Consider the following 16,681-nt stretch of genomic DNA (forward strand, 5'->3'; position numbering starts at 1 on the left):
CGCAGAAAAAATATACGGCGCTATCGCGAGTTCGGAGAAAGAAGCAGGACACAACAGTGGCCTGCTCAGGAGGAAGAACTTAGTTAATGTTTGCAAAAGGCGCACCCATGCGGGTTACGGTGCCAGGCTGCTGGTCAGCCAGAAACTCTACTTTGCCGGCCGGGAAGGCCAATACCACGGTAGATCCCAGTTTAAAGCGGCCCATTTCAGCCCCTTTTTCCAGTTTAACGGCAGTATTACCGCTTGCCGGATAGCTCCAGCGGAAAATGTGTTTGCCGGTTGGCGGGGTAATGGTACCGGCCCAGACGGTTTCAATGCTGGCGACGATGGTAGCGCCGACTAACACCAGTGCCATCGGGCCGAACTCAGTATCAAAAATAGTCACTACCCGCTCATTTAACGCAAATAAGTCTTTAACACACTCAGCAGTTAATGGATTTACCGAGAACAGCTCGCCCGGGATATAAATCATCTCACGCAGGGTGCCACTTACCGGCATATGAATGCGGTGGTAATCTTTTGGCGCCAGGTAAATCGTGGCAAAAGTCCCGCCGGCGAAGGGGGCTGAGGTTTGCTCCAGGCCACCTAACAGGTTTTGCAACGAATAGTTGTGGTCTTTTGCCTGCACCAGTTTACCGTCAACAATCGGGCCTAACTGACTGATAGCGCCGTCCACCGGATGCGCTACAATATCAGGCTCGCTGGCCAGTGGCCGGATGCCATCTTTTAACGGCCGGGTAAAAAATTCATTAAAGCTGGCGTAATCTTCTGCCCGCTCGAACTGAGCTTCACTCATATCGATTTTATACGCTTTGATAAATCGCTTAATCAGAAAGTGGCTGAACCAGCCCAGTTCTGCGGCCGCCACTTTACCGGCCAGACGCGATATCAGATGCTTAGGCATCAGGTACTGCAGGGTGATTTTTAGTTTATCCATAGGGTTATTAACCTTTCACTTAAAAATAATTCGGTTTGTCCTGCGCCATACTAGCCAGGATTTTTAAATAGCTGTCGTAGCGCTCACCGCTGATTTCACCTTGCTGGACTGCATGCTGAATGGCACAGCCCGGGTCATTGACATGTTTACAATCGCGGAACTTACAGCGACCCAGCCAGGGCTGAAACTCGATAAAACCTTCAGTCACTTCCTGTTCGCTTAAGTGCCACAAGGCAAATTCGCGAATGCCGGGTGAGTCGATTAAATCGCCGCCTTCGGGCAGATGATACAGCCTGGAGACAGTAGTAGTGTGCTGGCCTAAACCGGAATTTTCTGACACTTCACGGGTAGCTGCAGTGAGGCCAGGCATCAGGTTATTCATTAATGATGATTTGCCCACGCCCGACTGGCCAACAAAAATACTGGTGCCACTGTGAATGTGCTGCAGCAACTCTGGCATGCCCTGGCCAGTTTTGGCGCTAACCAACAAATAATCATAGCCAATTTTCTGGTACAGACTAAGTTGCTGGTTTAATTGCTGGTGCTGTTCGTCCGTCAGCAAGTCGACTTTGTTGATTACCAACAATGGTTTAATGTGAGTCATTTCGGCGGCGACCAGGTAGCGGTCAATAATGTTCAGCGACAGCGCCGGTAAAATGGCCGAGACAATAATCATCAAATCAATATTGGCCGCCACCGGTTTTAAGCCGTCGTAGAAGTCGGGCCGCAACAACACTGAGCTGCGATCTTGCACAGCCTCTATCACACCATCAATACTGCCGGTACTTTGCCGGGCCCGGCGCCAGACTACTTTATCACCGGTCACCACCGAGCTGATGGTGCGGCGCATACTACAGCGGACAACGGCGCCACTGCTATCCTCTACATCGGCATGCTGGCCAAAGCGGCTGAGTACCAGGCCGGATTCAGCAGCAAGCAGCACATCGTCATCCCACTGTTCTGTTTTGTCTTTCTTGTTGCCACGCAGCCGTTTTTGCTCATTTTGGGCAATCCGGTCGGTCTGGCGTTTGGTCAGGTGCTTTTTTTTGGTCACGTGCTGGTTATACCGTTGTGCGCAACGAGGCGCTATCAGTGTTAAGCTTAAGGCGTGTATCATACCTGCAATCTGAATTTGAACAAAGCAGCGCGCACTTAAGGAACCGATATGGCAACAAATGACAACAACTTAATCTGGCTGGATCTGGAAATGACCGGGCTGGAACCGAAAACAGACGTTATTTTAGAAATGGCAACCATTGTTACCGACAGTCAACTGAATATTCTGGCCGAAGGGCCGGTGTTTGCTATCAGCACCTCAGCACAAATTCTTGATAATATGGACCCCTGGTGCGTTGAGCAGCACGGCAAAAGTGGTTTAACAGCCCGTTGTCTGGCCAGTAATGTCAGTCTGGCCGAAGCCGAGAAGCAAACCATTGAATTCTTAAGCCAATATGTACCAAAAGGTAAGTCACCAATGTGTGGCAACAGTATTGGCCAGGATCGGCGGTTTTTAGCTGAATATGCACCTACCCTGGAAAGCTATTTCCACTACCGTAATCTGGACGTAAGCACGGTAAAAGAGCTGGCGCGGCGCTGGCACCCGGACGTTGTAAAGAAAGTACAGAAAACCGGCGCGCATCTGGCGCTGGACGATATTCGGGAGTCGATTGCTGAATTAGTAACCTATCGCCAATATTTTTTCAAATTACCGACATAAAGTACTTGCATAAGCCAGCTGATTTTGTAAAATGCGCGCCATCACAACGCAACAGCGTTGGCCGATGCGAGTATAGCTCAGCTGGTAGAGCGCGACCTTGCCAAGGTCGAGGTCACGAGTTCGAACCTCGTTACTCGCTCCAAATTCGAACAAAAAGCCGCTTATTAGCGGCTTTTTGTTTTTCAATTGTTTGCTACACTCGTGTTAAATGAACAAAGTAAGCCGCTATGGTTGAATCGCCTTGTGTCCGCAATTGTTGTCTGGATCAACACGATCGTTGTTTAGGTTGTGGCCGGCTGCTGACAGAGATACTGGAATGGCAGCAGGCGTCAGAGCAGCGCAAGCAGCAAATTATCCAGCGGGCGCAACAACGTTTGCTGATACAGCGGGCCGGCTTTACGCATCCCGCGGCAGACCCTTCTGAATAATTCTGACCAGACGCTCGGTAGCGCGGGGCAGCAAATTAGCGGCCTGCCAGCTTTTACGTTTTTGTTGCGCGAGCGCCCAGTCGATATGTTCTGCAACCAGAACTGAACTATTCACTCTTGCATGCTGCAAAGCATTAATAATTTCACTTTGATATGGGGCATTGCCCAGTGCCACCGCGATATTGCGTTGCCAGCGTTCAAAGCCGATGCGCCGGATAGCGCTGCCTTCGGTCAAGCGTAAAAAGGTCGGCTCATCCCAGGCAAACAGCTGCAGTAAATCCTGATCCTGCCACTGTGGCCGGCGCTGAAAATCACTTTCTATACTTAGTGGGGTTTCACGGTTTTCCGGGCAAACCAGCTGGCAATCATCACAGCCATAAATCCGGTTGCCAATTAATGGTCGCAATTCTTTTGGAATGGCCGTTTTTAATTCGATGGTTAAATACGAAATACAGCGACGACCGTCAACAATATAAGGCGCGACAATAGCGCCAGTCGGGCAACTGGTGATGCAGGCAACACAGCTACCGCAATCACCATTATGGGGTTCGTCGACGGGCAGCGGGATATCAACCAGTAATTCGCCCAGGAAAAACCAGGAACCGCCGCCGTGGTTAAGCAGCAAGCTGTGCTTGCCGACCCAGCCCAGCCCAGCCCGCTGGGCCAACGGGCGCTCCAGAACAGGGGCTGAGTCGACAAAAGGCCGGAAACTCAGCTCGGGGAGTTGGTTACGGATTTTATTGGCCAGTTGTTTCAGCCGGTTACGAACCAGCTTGTGATAGTCACGGCCCAGGGCATAACGACTGATATAAGCTTTGGCTGGATCAGCCAGGTTGGTGGCAAAGCCGGCTTTTGCTGGCAGGTAATCCATTCTGACACTGAGTACCCGCAATGTGCCGGGCAACAGCTCAGCGGGGCGGGCCCGTAGCATGCCATGCTCGGCCATATATTGCATTTCGCCATGATAGCCTTGCTCCAGCCAGGCCTGAAGCTTTGGTTCTTCATTGCTTAAATCAGTGCCGGTGATGCCCAGCTGCTGAAAGCCCAGCTCCTGCGCCCACTGTTTTATCTGTGCAGCCAGTTGCTGGTAGTCGATTGCCATAGCGGATAGTTCCAGACGATGTCATTAGCATAAAAACCAGCAGTACTTTACCATAGCGTTTTAGTAGCCGGGAACCGGATATTCATTTCCGGGTCAGAGTGTTCAGGTAATACTGCCAGGCAATCAGCAGTTTTGCTGGCCGGCCTTCGCCATAGTTTGTTAACATAACGGGATAAGTGGCGACCCCGTTCGCTAAATGCATTTAATTATCAGAGGTAATGTGGCAACTGAATCTTTAACTAAGCACGCCAGCGAACCGGCAGCCGATGTCACAACTGTACTGGCAGACGAAGCCGCCACCCTGAAATGGGCGGCCCGGCTAGCGCGCTATTTACAAGGCGGGCAGGTTATTTTTTTACATGGTAGTCTGGGCGCAGGTAAAACCACGTTTTGCCGGGGGATATTACAGGCGCTGGGTCATCAGGGCAATGTTAAGAGCCCGACTTACACTTTAGTTGAACCCTACCAGCTGACCACGCTAATAGTGTATCACTTTGATTTGTACCGGCTGGCTGATCCTGAAGAACTGGAGTTTATGGGGATCCGTGACTATTTTAATGACCAGAGCCTTTGTCTGCTGGAATGGCCTGAGCAAGGCCAGGGTTATTTACCTGAACCGGATCTCGACATACACTTAAGTTATCTTGATACCCAGCGACAGGTTGTTATTCGTGCTGGCACTGCTGTGGGCCGAGCCATAATAGATGCTATAAGAGATGATGAAAAATAATAATAAATTTCTTAGCTGCGCCAGTTTAACCATTTTGTGGTTTTTTTCAGCGTTGAGTTTTGCCAGTAATCAGGTGCAAAGTATCCGGATCTGGCCATCACCAGACAATACCCGGGTGGTTTTGGATCTATCGGCTGCACCACAATACAAAAGTTTTAGCCTGGACAATCCGGACCGGCTGGTTATTGATCTGAGCAACATTGCCGGTGACAAAGCACTACCGAAAATAGCGGGTGATTCGCAGCTGATCAAGGCCATTCGCAGCAGCGGCGATAATACCAGTATGCGTATTGTGCTGGATTTAACCAGCAAAGTTAAACCCACGGTGTTTGCGCTGACCCCTACCGCCCCCTATGGCCACCGGCTGGTAATTGATTTACCCGACCAGCAACGCACCGAGAGTCGACCGCCACCGAGTATCCGGGCGGCGCGGGATATTATTATTGCCATAGATGCAGGCCACGGTGGCGAAGACCCAGGTTCGATTGGCCCCAGTGGTATTTACGAAAAAAATCTGACTTTACCTATAGCCAACCGCCTGGCAGCACTCATTAATAAAGAACCCGGAATGCGGGCCGTGATGGTGCGCACCGGCGATTATTTTATTCATGTTAACCGTCGCACTGAAGTTGCCCGGGGCCAGCAAGCAGACTTACTGGTATCAATTCACGCCGATGCGTTTACCTCACCACAGCCAAAAGGCGCATCGGTATGGGTGTTATCGTTACGGCGGGCCACCACTGAGGTGGGGCGGATGCTGGAGCAAACTGAACGCCACTCTGAGTTGCTTGGTGGCGTGGCGGAAATTATCCGGGATTCAGCCAATGAACGCTATCTGGCGCAAACCGTGCTGGACTTATCGATGAATCACTCGATGGTTACCGCTTATCAGGCGGCTAATCAGGTGCTTGCCGAGCTAGGCAAGATAACCTCACTGCATCAGGCAAAACCGCAGGCCGCCAGTTTGGGGGTGTTAAAATCACCCGATATTCCGTCTATTCTGGTTGAGGTGGGTTTTATCTCTAACCCGAAAGAGGAACAGCAACTAAAGTCGGCCAATCATCAAACCCGCTTAGCGCAATCATTGCATCAGGCGTTGAAACGGCATTTTCAACTGGCGCCACCGGCAGACTCATTGTTTGCTCAACAACGGGCCCGTGAGCATAAGGTTCAGGCGGGGGAGTCTTTATCGTTACTGGCTCAGCGCTATGATGTGTCAGTGGATGCCTTGCGTAGCCACAACCAGTTAGCCAGTGACAGTATCCGGATTGGTCAGGTATTGCGGATCCCCTGACTATGGCTATTAAAATCCTGCCGCCACAACTGGCGAATCAGATTGCCGCCGGAGAAGTGGTTGAAAGGCCTGCCTCGGTGGTAAAAGAGCTGGTTGAGAACAGCCTCGATGCCGGTGCCAGCCAGATTGATATTGATATTGAGAAAGGCGGCAGCAAGCTTATCCGGATCCGTGATAATGGCGCGGGTATTGCCGAGCAGGAGCTGGTATTAGCGCTAAGCCGGCATGCCACCAGTAAAATCAGTGATTTGGACGACCTGGCACAGATAAGCAGTCTGGGTTTCAGGGGCGAAGCCTTAGCGAGTATCAGCTCGGTAGCGCGTCTGACCTTGACCTCGAAACCTGCCGGGCAAGCTGCAGCCTGGCAAGCGCAGGCAGAAGGCCGCGATATGGCGGTGACGGTAAAACCTGCCGCCCACCCTGACGGCACCAGTATTGAAGTCGTTGACTTATTTTTTAATACCCCGGCCCGGCGCAAATTTTTGCGCACGGATAAAACCGAATTCAGCCATATCGATGAGTTAATAAAGCGTTTAGCGCTAAGCAGGTTTGATGTCAGCTGGCAATTAAACCACAATGGTCAGAGCGTGCGCCGGCTGCCGCTGGCAACGTCGGACAATGCGCGCCAGAAACGGGTCGCTATGCTTTGTGGCCGGGCTTTTGCTGAGCAGGCTGCCTATATTGAAAACAGCTACGGCGCATTGAAACTAAGCGGTTGGATCCTGGCACCGCAGGCATGTCAGAGTCAACCTGGCTGTCAGTACAGTTACGTTAATGGTCGGATGATGCGCGATAAATTGCTTAATCACGCTATCCGGCAAGCTTATGGTGAACGACTTACTGCAGAGCAGCAGCCGGGTTTTGTGCTGTATCTGCAGATAGCACCGGCAGAAGTCGATGTTAATGTTCATCCGGCAAAGCACGAAGTGCGTTTTCATCAGGCGCGGCTGGTACATGATTTTGTAGTAAGCGCCCTGACTGATGCGCTAAATCAGTTAACCGATGAGCTCGCCATCCCACAGCAACAGGTCGCAGACACTGCGCCTGCGTATCAGCGGGCTGATGGTGCAAGAAGGGCTGGCGGCCAGCAATGGTCACCACCAGCCAACAGCCGACCGGCAGTTAGCGCAGCTGCTAAAGCTGACAAGCGAGGCATACGGCAAACGCATCAGCAACTGCAGTATATGCAGGAACAGTTCACGGCGGCGAGTAAAGAGACAACAGCGGTTGCTGAGCCGCCAGTGATTATGTTGCCTGCAGACAAAGGCTTTGCCGTTGCTCAGGGGGCTGATGGCCTGGTGCTGCTGGATTTAGCAGCCAGCGTAGCACCACTTTGGCTTGCCGATAGCAATAAAGTACCGTTATTGCTGCCACTGCGTTTACAGCTTAGCAATGATGAAAAGCAGCAGATGCTGGCAGCAGCAACTACGCTGCAACAGTTGGGGTTTGATATTTTATTACAGGACAATACTGCGATAGTCAGAGCTGTAGCGCCCTGGCTACGGTCAACGCCTCTTAGTCAATGGTTACTGCAAGCATTACCCTTGTTACAGCCAGCAAAAAATACTGCCAGCAGCCAGACGATTTTGTCTATGCTACTTTCATCGGGTTGGCTCAGTGCTACCACCCTGATAAACTATTTCGCGCCAATGTTAACGGACAGCAAAAACTGGCGGGCAGTGCCACTGGATTTAAGTCTCAGCGTTAAGGCACTCGGCCAGCAAGGGCAACTATGAGCAGCGCCATTCCTGTTATTTTTATAATGGGCCCGACGGCATCGGGTAAAACTGCCCTGGCGATGGAGTTGCTTGAATATCTTCCGGCAGAACTTATCAGTGTCGACAGTGCACTGATATATCGTGGCATGGATATCGGCACGGCTAAACCCAGTAAAGAAGAACTAGTCCGGGCACCGCATCATTTATTGGACATCCTGGACCCCGCACAAAGTTACTCGGCAGCAGATTTCCGAGACGATGCACTGCGCTTAATTAGTGAGATTCAGCGGCGCGGCAAGATACCAATACTGGTTGGTGGCACCATGTTGTATTTTAAAGCATTGCTGGAGGGCATATCACCGTTGCCGGCAGCCGACAGTGCTATCAGAGCGGCGTTAGAGGCAGAAGCTGTTGCTGTGGGCTGGCCAGCAATGCACCAGCAATTACAGCATATTGATCCGGTTGCGGCTGCACGTATTCATCCGAATGACCCGCAGCGGATAAACCGCGCGCTCGAGGTTTACCGGCTTACCGGCAAAACCATGACAGAATTAACTGTGCAAAAAGGGGAACCTTTTCCGTTTAAAGTACACCAATTTGCCATTGCGCCAACTGATCGTGCGCAGCTGCATCAACGTATTGCTGACAGGTTTCAGCTGATGCTGGCAAACGGTTTTGAGCAGGAAGTCATCCGGTTGAAAAACCTGCCACAATTGCATGCGGATTTGCCGGCAATGCGTTGTGTCGGCTACCGACAAGTTTGGCAGTATCTGGATGGCGAGTTTAGCTACGATGAAATGATAGCAAAAGGCATTGCAGCAACCCGGCAGCTGGCGAAGCGGCAGTTGACTTGGTTGCGCGGCTGGCCAGATGTAATCTGGTTAAAAAGTGAAGCAGAACCGGCTGAAAACTTGCAAGCGGTACTTTCTTCGCTAAGCTAAATAAGATGGAAAAAAAAGTTAGCTTTAACAACTTGAAATAAAAAAAATAATACCTATATACAGCTCACTAATAAAAAAAGGAAAGCGGCACATGGCAAAGGGCCAATCTTTACAGGATCCATTTTTAAACACCTTAAGACGAGAGCGTATTCCGGTCTCTATTTATCTGGTGAATGGAATTAAACTTCAGGGGCAGATTGAATCCTTTGATCAATTCGTCATTTTGCTGAAAAATACCGTAAGCCAGATGGTTTACAAGCATGCTATTTCCACGGTTGTGCCAGCGCGTGCGGTCAATACTATGGTGAGCCATGGTGCCGGCCAGAGCGACAGCGAAGGCGAGGACGTGGAATAACGCCAGGAGCATTAGCGCTTGTTTGATTTAGCCGAGCTTGCAGAACAAGCCATTCTGGTTCATGTAAACTTTCCGCAAGAACATAGCAACGAAGATTTGCAGGAGCTTACCATGTTGGTAGCTTCTGCAAATGTGACGGCAATGCACACTGTTACGGCTAACCGCCGCGCACCGGATACGCGGTTGTTTGTCGGTTCCGGCAAAGCACAGGAAATCAAAGATGCCGTCGAGCAGTTTGCGGCAACGGTGGTTATTTTTAACCACATTCTGAGCCCCAGCCAAACCCGCAATCTCGAGCAGCTGCTCCAGGCCAGAGTGATTGACCGTACCACCCTTATCCTCGATATTTTTGCCCAGCGCGCCCGCACCTATGAGGGTAAGTTGCAGGTTGAGCTTGCCCAGTTGCAGCATCTGGCATCACGTCTGGTCCGTGGCTGGGACAATGCCGAGCGACAAAAAGGTGGCATTGGTTTAAGGGGGCCTGGTGAAACCCGGCTTGAGACAGACCGGCGGTTATTGCGGGAACGGGTAAAGGCGTTACTGCAGCGGCTGGATAAAATTGGTCTGCAGCGTGAACAGGGCCGAAAGTCTCGGCAACGTAGCGCGACACCCGTTGTATCAATTGTGGGTTATACCAACGCAGGAAAATCGACCCTATTTAACCGGTTGACGGCAGCCAGTGTGTACGCAGCGGACCAACTTTTTGCTACCCTTGACCCAACACTACGTCAGGTTAAGCTGGATAATTTCGGGCCAATCGTCCTGGCTGACACCGTTGGATTTATCCGGCATTTACCGCATAACCTGGTGGCGGCATTTAAATCGACATTGCAGGAAACCCGTGATGCTGATTTACAACTGCATGTTATTGACGGTGCCGACCCACGGAAAACGGAAAATATTGCATCAGTCCAGCAAGTGTTAACAGATATTGACGCTGACGAGGTGTTGCAACTGCAGGTTTTTAATAAAGTAGATCAGATGGGCCAGTCTGCCCGTATAGAATATGGTGATGATGGCCTGCCGCGCGCGGTATACCTGTCGGCATTAACCGGTGAGGGCATGGCATTGCTGCAGCAAGCTATTGCTGCGCTGTTATCCACAGAGCACCTGCAGTTAAAGTTGGCCCTGCCGCCACATTGCGCTGCCTGGCGGGCGAAATTCCATGAGTTGCAGGTGATTAGCGCTGAACGTTTTGATGACGAAGGGGTTTGCTTACTTGATATCAGGCTGTCCCTGGCACAATGGGCCCGGCTGTTAAAGCAAAGCGATGGTGAGTTGCAAAACTATATCGTCACAGCGCCTGTTATTTGATACATTAACCGTTAATTTATAACTTGAGATGGAGTTAAACATGGCTTGGAATGAGCCGGGTAACAATGGTAAGAATAACGACCCCTGGAAACAGGGCGGTCGTGACCAGGGTCCACCCGATTTAGATGAAGTATTCCGCAATTTTGGCAAGAAATTTGGCGGTATTTTCGGTGGTGGCAACAAGTCATCAGGCAATGGTGCTTCAGCTGCGTTTATCCTGATCCTGGTTATTGCTGCTGTGGTTTGGGCGATAAGTGGTTTTTATACGATTAAAGATGCGGAGCGTGGTGTCATTCTGCGCTTTGGCCAGTATCACACAGAAGTGGGGGCCGGTATTCACTGGAAACCGACTTTTATTGATACGGTAACCCCGGTAAACGTGCAGGAAGTTAAATCGCTGCGCTCAGATGGCTTTATGCTGACTCAGGATCAAAATCTGGTTCGGGTTACCTTTGAGGTGCAGTACCGTATCTACAATGCCCGCGACTATCTGTTCTCTGTGGTCGATGCTGATCGCAGTTTAGGTGAAGCTACCGACGCCGCCCTGCGTTTTGTTATTGGTCATTCGATTATGGATGATGTATTAACCCGTGGCCGCGAAGTCGTTCGCCAGAATACCCGACAAGAGCTGGAGTCTATAATTGCGCCTTACAATATGGGGCTAAGTCTGGTTGATGTTAACTTCCGTGACGCGCGGCCACCTGAAGAAGTGCGTGATGCTTTCGATGACGCCATTAAAGCGCAGGAAGATCAGGAGCGGTTCGTGCAGGAAGCGCAGGCCTATGCGCGGGAAATTGAACCACGTGCCCGTGGTCAGGTTAACCGGGTAATGCAGGAAGCTGAAGCTTACAAGCAGCAAATAGTATTGAAAGCCCAGGGTGAAGTCGCCCGCTTTGAACAACTGTTACCAGAGTATCTGGCCGCACCGAAAGTTACCCGTGACCGTTTGTACCTTGAAACGATGGAATCGGTATACAGCAATACCTCAAAAGTGGTGGTCGATGTTAAGAATGGCAATAATATTATGTACTTACCATTGGATAAGCTGATGAACCAATCAGGTGGAAACAGCAGTAGTGGTAGTGCAAACCCGATGCCTCTGCCGGCTCGCAGCACTGATAATACTACGCCGCGGCAGCAGGATAGTTTGCGCAGTGGTTCAACGCGCAGCGGAAGGGGGTAAGTTATGAAGAATTTTATTATCGCTATTATAGTTGTGGTCGCTATTATCGTCGTTTCTGCGTTATTTGTGGTACCTGAGGGACAACGCGCTATTGTGACCCAGTTTGGAAAAATACAACGTGATGACGCTGGTCAGGTCGTGGTTTATGAGCCTGGTCTGCACCTGAAAATTCCGATGATTGAAATGGTGCGCAAACTGGACTCGCGGATCCAGACCCTGGATGACCAGCCTGATCGTTTTGTAACTGCCGAGAAGAAAGATTTATTGGTCGACAGCTATGTAAAATGGCGGATTAAGGATTTCGGCGCCTACTTTTTGTCGACAGGGGGTATAACCTCGCAAGCTGAAGTACTGTTAAAGCAGTACATTAATAACGGCCTGCGTACTGAGTTTGGTGCCCGTACTATCCAGGAAATTGTTTCCGGTGAACGTACCCAGTTGATGGAAAGTGCGCTGTCTCAAGCCGGTGTAGCAGCCAACGAGCTGGGTATTGAGGTGATTGATGTACGGGTTAAGCAAATTAACCTGCCGACAGAAGTCAGTAGTTCTATATTCGCCCGGATGGAAGCAGAACGGCACGCGGTAGCGCGGGAACATCGCTCTCGTGGTATGGAAGAGTCAGATATTATTCGCGCTGATGTCGATGCCCGGGTTACCGTGATGCTGGCTGATGCTGAACGTAACTCCCGTACTGTGCGTGGTCAGGGTGATGCCCAGGCAGCAAAAATTTATGCTGATGTGTATAACCGTAATGCCGAGTTCTATTCTTTCGTCCGTAGCCTGGAAGCCTATAAAAACAGCTTCAAAGATAAAGACGACATTATGGTAGTGCAGCCTGACAATGACTTCTTTAAATACATGAAGTCAGATAAAGTACAAAACTAGTACATATCACCAGTAAAAAAAGGCCCTGACGGGCCTTTTTTGTCTGACTAATTTTGCTTCAGCAAGGTGTAGCGGAGGCCCTATGTATCGACATTTTTATCAGCGTTTTTTGCAAGCTAATCAGGGCAAGCAGCATTTTGCCAGCCACTCTCATCATTACTGGCCTGATGTTACCCGTGATGCTACTTTGGCATACTGGGACGACAGCGCCCGCATGGTAGATGATAAGTGGCAACATATTTTTGGCGAAATGATCCCGCAAACCCAGCAACTGATTGCGGATGTACTTAATTTACCCGTAGCTGAACAAATTGTTTTCTCAGGCAATACCCACGAATTAGTCATGCGGCTGTTTAGTTGTTTTGATTTAAGTAAGCCTCTGAAAGTTTTAAGCACTGATAGTGAATTTTACAGCTTTCAGCGCCAGGCAAAAAGACTGGCTGAGTTTGAAAACATAGAGCTGATACCCGTGCCAACTGAACCCTTTGCCAGCTTTACTGAGCGTTTCATAGCTGAAGCCGAGGCGCAACAGCCGGACATGGTATTTTGCAGTCAGGTTTTTTTTAATTCAGGCTATGCAATTGCAGATTTACCGGCCTTTGTCAGTGCTCTGGCTACGGTTACTGACGCGCTGATAGCGATTGATGGCTACCATGGCTTTATGGCGTTGCCAACAGATTTATCGAAAGTTACTGAACGGGCGTTTTATCTGGCAGGCAGTTACAAGTATGCCCAGGGCGGCGAAGGATGTTGTTTTATGGTTGTACCGCCGGGCAGCCAGCAGCGGCCATGGTATACCGGCTGGTTTGCAGAATTTGGTACACTGGCAGCTGAAAAGTCAGCCCTGGTGCTCTACAGTAACGACGGTAATCATTTTGCCGGCGCCACCATGGACTACACCGCCCTCTACCGTTTGCATGCAGTATTACTGCTATTTAAGCAGCAGGGCATTACCGTGGGCAGAATTCATCAATACGTTAAACAGTTGCAACAGGCATTTATGACTGAACTTAGCCGCTGGCAACACCCGTTACTAAATCAAAATACTCTGTTACTCGCCAACGGTGAGCAGCATGGCCATTTTTTCACCTTCAAACTGACCAGTACCAGCCAGGTAGCTGAATTAGCAGCGTTTCTGAAGAACAACAGTATTATTACTGACTACCGGGGCGACCGTTTACGCTTTGGTTTTGGCTTGTATCAGAACAGTGATGCATTTGATTTATCCTGCCTGCAGCATCCTTAAATGTGAGTATTCAGAATAAGCCGGATAAAAAACCGGCTTTTTTTTGGCAACACAGCTGTAAGTTGGCCAGCGATTTGGTAGAATCCTCGCCTAATTTTTTCCATGATGTAGGAACCATGGCCAAAAACGTCGTTGTGCTCGGCACTCAATGGGGTGACGAAGGAAAAGGTAAAATCGTTGACTTATTAACCGATAAAGCCAGTTATGTGGTGCGCTATCAGGGCGGTCACAATGCTGGGCATACTCTGGTTATTGACGGTGAGAAAACCGTACTGCATTTAATTCCATCTGGTATTTTGCGTGAAAATGTAAAGTGCGTTATTGGCAATGGTGTCGTACTTTCCCCGGAAGCTTTCTTAAAAGAAATGACCATGCTGGAGCAGCGAGGTGTGCCGGTAAAAGAACGGCTACTGCTTAGCGAAGCTTGTCCGTTAATCCTGCCATTTCATGTGGCGCTGGATGTGGCGCGGGAAAAAGCCCGTGGTGACAAAGCAATCGGCACGACCGGCCGGGGTATTGGTCCGGCCTACGAAGATAAAGTAGCGCGTCGTGGATTACGGGTTGGTGATTTATTTAACCCTGAACTGTTTGCTGAAAAATTGAAAGTAATAATGGAGTTGCATAACTTCACGCTTACTCAGTATTACAAAGTTGATGCAGTAGATTATCAATCTACGCTGGATAATGCGCTGGCAATGGCTGACTTACTGAAGTCAATGGTCGTTGATGTTACTGATTTGCTGGATAAAGCCCGCAAAAATGGTGACAACATTATGTTTGAAGGCGCTCAGGGTACTTTGCTTGATATTGACCATGGTACTTACCCCTATGTTACGTCGTCTAACACGACGGCAGGTGGTGTTGCCACCGGGTGTGGCTTTGGCCCGCGTTACCTTGACTATGTGCTGGGTATTGTTAAAGCCTACACCACCCGGGTTGGTTCCGGCCCTTTCCCAACCGAGCTGGATTGTGCCGTTGGCGAACACCTTGGCGTTAAGGGCCATGAGTTTGGTGCCACTACCGGGCGCAAACGCCGTACTGGCTGGTTCGATGCGGTTGCCGTGCGCCGTGCGGTGCAATTGAACAGTATTTCCGGTTTTTGCCTGACAAAGCTGGATGTACTGGATGGGCTGGAACAGATCAGTATTTGTGTCGGCTACCAGCAGCCTGACGGCAGCGTGCTGGATACGCCGCCATTGGCAGCTGAAGGCTATGAGCTGGTAACGCCGGTTTATGAAACTATGCCTGGCTGGTCTGATAATACTTTTGGTATCCAACAGCTTGAACTGTTACCTCAGGCGGCACGCGACTATATCAGCCGACTGGAGCAGCTAACCGGGGTGCCGATTGATATTGTCTCCACTGGTCCGGATCGGGTGCAGACCATAGTGTTAACGCATCCATTTCAGTAACCCACTCGTATAAAAAAACGCTGCCATTTGGTGGCGTTTTTTTATACGCTGTAGCTATGATGGTTGGAGGTATCTGATGAATAAGCTTCTGGTAGTTTGTTTAAGCCTGTTATTAGCCGCTTGTGGTGGGTCTGACAGTTCAGACGACAATTTGGATACCAACATTGCAGAATGCAGTCGCAATGATATTAATAGTCAGTTGTACTGCAAGCTATATGCTGACTACTTATGGTATGACGAACTGAAAACCGGGGTTGATCCGCTAGCCTTCAGCAGCCCCTCCGCCTATTTAGAACAGGTTATCGCAGACCGGGACCGCTACAGTTTTGTTATGACAGAACAGCAGTATCAGGACCGTTATATTAATGCCGTGTTTTTTGGGTATGGTTTTGCTACTCAGCGTACAGATAATAATAGTGCCTTGCAGGTGCTATATGTTTATGATGCCGGCTCTGCTGCCCAGCAGGGCTTACGCCGGGCTGATAAAATAATTGAAATTGATGGTATCAGCGTTGCTGAGTGGTTAACCAGGCTGGACGCTGGTACTGCAAGTAATGAAGATATATATGGCCCGAATGAAGAGGGTGTAGTGCGGCAATTTGTCTGGCGTAAGCCGGATAATAGCGAGCGGCAGGCAGATTTTGTTAAAGGTACCGTCAGCACTAATACCGTTATGCATCGTTCAGTAACTCAGGTTGCAGATAAAACCGTAGGTTATCTGGTTTTTAATACCTTTATTGAATTATCAGAGACGGAACTGGAGCAGGCCTTCAGCTATTTTTCGCAGCAGAATATTGATGAGCTGGTACTGGATGTTCGCTACAACGGTGGGGGCTTAATCCGGGTTGCCAACCAGCTTAGCTCACATATTGCTTTGCCAGAATTACAGGGCAACATTTTTGTTAAATATCGCTACAACGACAAGAACACCAGAAAAAATAACAATGTCAGTTTCTCGCTAGGGGCTGGTCGCACTAACCTGAATCTGCCCCGGGTTTTTGTACTGACCACAGCGGGGAGTTGTTCTTCCAGCGAACTGGTAATCAATGCCCTCAGCCCCTTTATCGACGTGGTGCAAATTGGCGAGACAACCTGTGGCAAGCCGGTCGGTCAGATACCAGACCGGGTAGGTGACTTCCGGCTGTTTGCGATTAACTTCCAGACCGTTAATGCCTTAGATTTTGGCGACTACTTTGACGGATTAAGTCCGAATTGCCCGGTAACGGCTACTGTAACCGGCGACTGGGGGGTTAGCGATGACCCGCTGTATGCGGAAGCTCTGGCCTACATCAATAACGATAGGTGCACGGAAGTCGTGGTAAGTGGTCAGAATTTACAACAACGGCGCATTATGGAGCCGGTGCAACCTCAATGGTTACGCTATGACGAGCAATAAAGCTGTATGGCCTGTTTTTTGCA

At 49.9% G+C, this 16,681-nt stretch carries 16 protein-coding genes and 1 tRNA gene; 14 read left to right on the forward strand and 3 right to left on the reverse strand.

Annotation, left to right across the window (positions count from 1 at the left end):
• Positions 1 to 79 precede the first annotated feature (79 nt).
• Together asd and rsgA are read right to left on the reverse strand one after the other, a co-directional pair.
• The gene (asd, locus tag KG631_RS18405) at positions 80 to 937 is read right to left on the reverse strand and encodes an archaetidylserine decarboxylase (RefSeq protein ID WP_214001112.1); all 858 of its coding nucleotides are present in this window, start codon (positions 935 to 937) and stop codon (positions 80 to 82) included.
• A gap of 19 nt (positions 938 to 956) precedes the next feature.
• Positions 957 to 1,991, reverse strand: a complete 1,035-nt coding sequence (rsgA, locus tag KG631_RS18410; RefSeq protein WP_214001113.1) for a small ribosomal subunit biogenesis GTPase RsgA — start codon at positions 1,989 to 1,991, stop codon at positions 957 to 959.
• Positions 1,992 to 2,102: 111 nt separating this feature from the next.
• On the opposite strand from rsgA, the gene orn reads away from it, so the two are divergent.
• From orn to KG631_RS18425, 3 genes are all read left to right on the forward strand, one after another.
• Entirely contained in the window at positions 2,103 to 2,654 is a 552-nt protein-coding gene (gene orn, locus KG631_RS18415; RefSeq protein ID WP_214001114.1) for an oligoribonuclease, read from the forward strand.
• 66 nt (positions 2,655 to 2,720) lie between these two features.
• Positions 2,721 to 2,796, forward strand: a tRNA-Gly gene (locus KG631_RS18420).
• Positions 2,797 to 2,881: 85 nt separating this feature from the next.
• On the forward strand, positions 2,882 to 3,082 hold the full coding sequence (locus KG631_RS18425) for a DUF1289 domain-containing protein (RefSeq protein WP_214001115.1): 201 nt from the start codon (positions 2,882 to 2,884) through the stop codon (positions 3,080 to 3,082).
• On the opposite strand, the gene queG is transcribed toward KG631_RS18425, so the two are convergent.
• Positions 3,051 to 4,184 (reverse strand): tRNA epoxyqueuosine(34) reductase QueG, encoded by a 1,134-nt coding sequence (queG, locus tag KG631_RS18430; RefSeq protein WP_214001116.1) that lies wholly within the window; start codon positions 4,182 to 4,184, stop codon positions 3,051 to 3,053. The two genes, KG631_RS18425 and queG, sit on opposite strands and share 32 nt — an antisense overlap.
• Positions 4,185 to 4,404: 220 nt before the next feature.
• Here queG and tsaE point away from each other — a divergent pair, with 220 nt between their 5' ends.
• From tsaE to KG631_RS18485, 11 genes are all read left to right on the forward strand, one after another.
• Positions 4,405 to 4,914 (forward strand): tRNA (adenosine(37)-N6)-threonylcarbamoyltransferase complex ATPase subunit type 1 TsaE, encoded by a 510-nt coding sequence (tsaE, locus tag KG631_RS18435; RefSeq protein ID WP_365869424.1) that lies wholly within the window; start codon positions 4,405 to 4,407, stop codon positions 4,912 to 4,914.
• The gene (locus KG631_RS18440) at positions 4,901 to 6,208 is read left to right on the forward strand and encodes an N-acetylmuramoyl-L-alanine amidase (RefSeq protein ID WP_301003999.1); all 1,308 of its coding nucleotides are present in this window, start codon (positions 4,901 to 4,903) and stop codon (positions 6,206 to 6,208) included. Before tsaE ends, KG631_RS18440 begins: the two co-directional genes overlap by 14 nt.
• 2 nt (positions 6,209 to 6,210) lie before the next feature.
• Entirely contained in the window at positions 6,211 to 7,944 is a 1,734-nt protein-coding gene (gene mutL / locus KG631_RS18445; protein WP_214001118.1) for a DNA mismatch repair endonuclease MutL, read from the forward strand.
• On the forward strand, positions 7,941 to 8,867 hold the full coding sequence (miaA, locus tag KG631_RS18450) for a tRNA (adenosine(37)-N6)-dimethylallyltransferase MiaA (protein WP_214001119.1): 927 nt from the start codon (positions 7,941 to 7,943) through the stop codon (positions 8,865 to 8,867). The genes mutL and miaA overlap by 4 nt, the downstream gene beginning before the upstream one ends.
• 91 nt (positions 8,868 to 8,958) lie before the next feature.
• Positions 8,959 to 9,222, forward strand: coding sequence for an RNA chaperone Hfq (gene hfq, locus KG631_RS18455; protein WP_097111450.1), 264 nt, complete (start codon positions 8,959 to 8,961; stop codon positions 9,220 to 9,222).
• Positions 9,223 to 9,240: 18 nt separating this feature from the next.
• On the forward strand, positions 9,241 to 10,536 hold the full coding sequence (gene hflX / locus KG631_RS18460; protein WP_214001120.1) for a ribosome rescue GTPase HflX: 1,296 nt from the start codon (positions 9,241 to 9,243) through the stop codon (positions 10,534 to 10,536).
• 40 nt (positions 10,537 to 10,576) lie between these two features.
• Positions 10,577 to 11,719 carry an FtsH protease activity modulator HflK gene (hflK, locus tag KG631_RS18465; RefSeq protein ID WP_214001121.1) on the forward strand — a complete coding sequence of 381 codons (1,143 nt, stop codon included), beginning with the start codon at positions 10,577 to 10,579 and terminating at the stop codon, positions 11,717 to 11,719.
• A gap of 3 nt (positions 11,720 to 11,722) precedes the next feature.
• Positions 11,723 to 12,604, forward strand: a complete 882-nt coding sequence (hflC, locus tag KG631_RS18470) for a protease modulator HflC (protein ID WP_214001122.1) — start codon at positions 11,723 to 11,725, stop codon at positions 12,602 to 12,604.
• Between the two features lie 82 nt (positions 12,605 to 12,686).
• Entirely contained in the window at positions 12,687 to 13,850 is a 1,164-nt protein-coding gene (locus tag KG631_RS18475; protein WP_214001123.1) for an aminotransferase class V-fold PLP-dependent enzyme, read from the forward strand.
• A 116-nt stretch (positions 13,851 to 13,966) separates the two neighbouring features.
• Positions 13,967 to 15,262: an adenylosuccinate synthase gene (locus tag KG631_RS18480; RefSeq protein WP_214001124.1), complete on the forward strand. Its 1,296-nt coding sequence runs from the start codon at positions 13,967 to 13,969 to the stop codon at positions 15,260 to 15,262.
• Between the two features lie 76 nt (positions 15,263 to 15,338).
• Positions 15,339 to 16,658: a S41 family peptidase gene (locus KG631_RS18485; RefSeq protein WP_214001125.1), complete on the forward strand. Its 1,320-nt coding sequence runs from the start codon at positions 15,339 to 15,341 to the stop codon at positions 16,656 to 16,658.
• The last annotated feature ends 23 nt before the right edge of the window (positions 16,659 to 16,681 follow it).

The organism is Arsukibacterium sp. (assembly GCF_018402695.1).
Classification (GTDB): domain Bacteria; phylum Pseudomonadota; class Gammaproteobacteria; order Enterobacterales; family Alteromonadaceae; genus Alishewanella.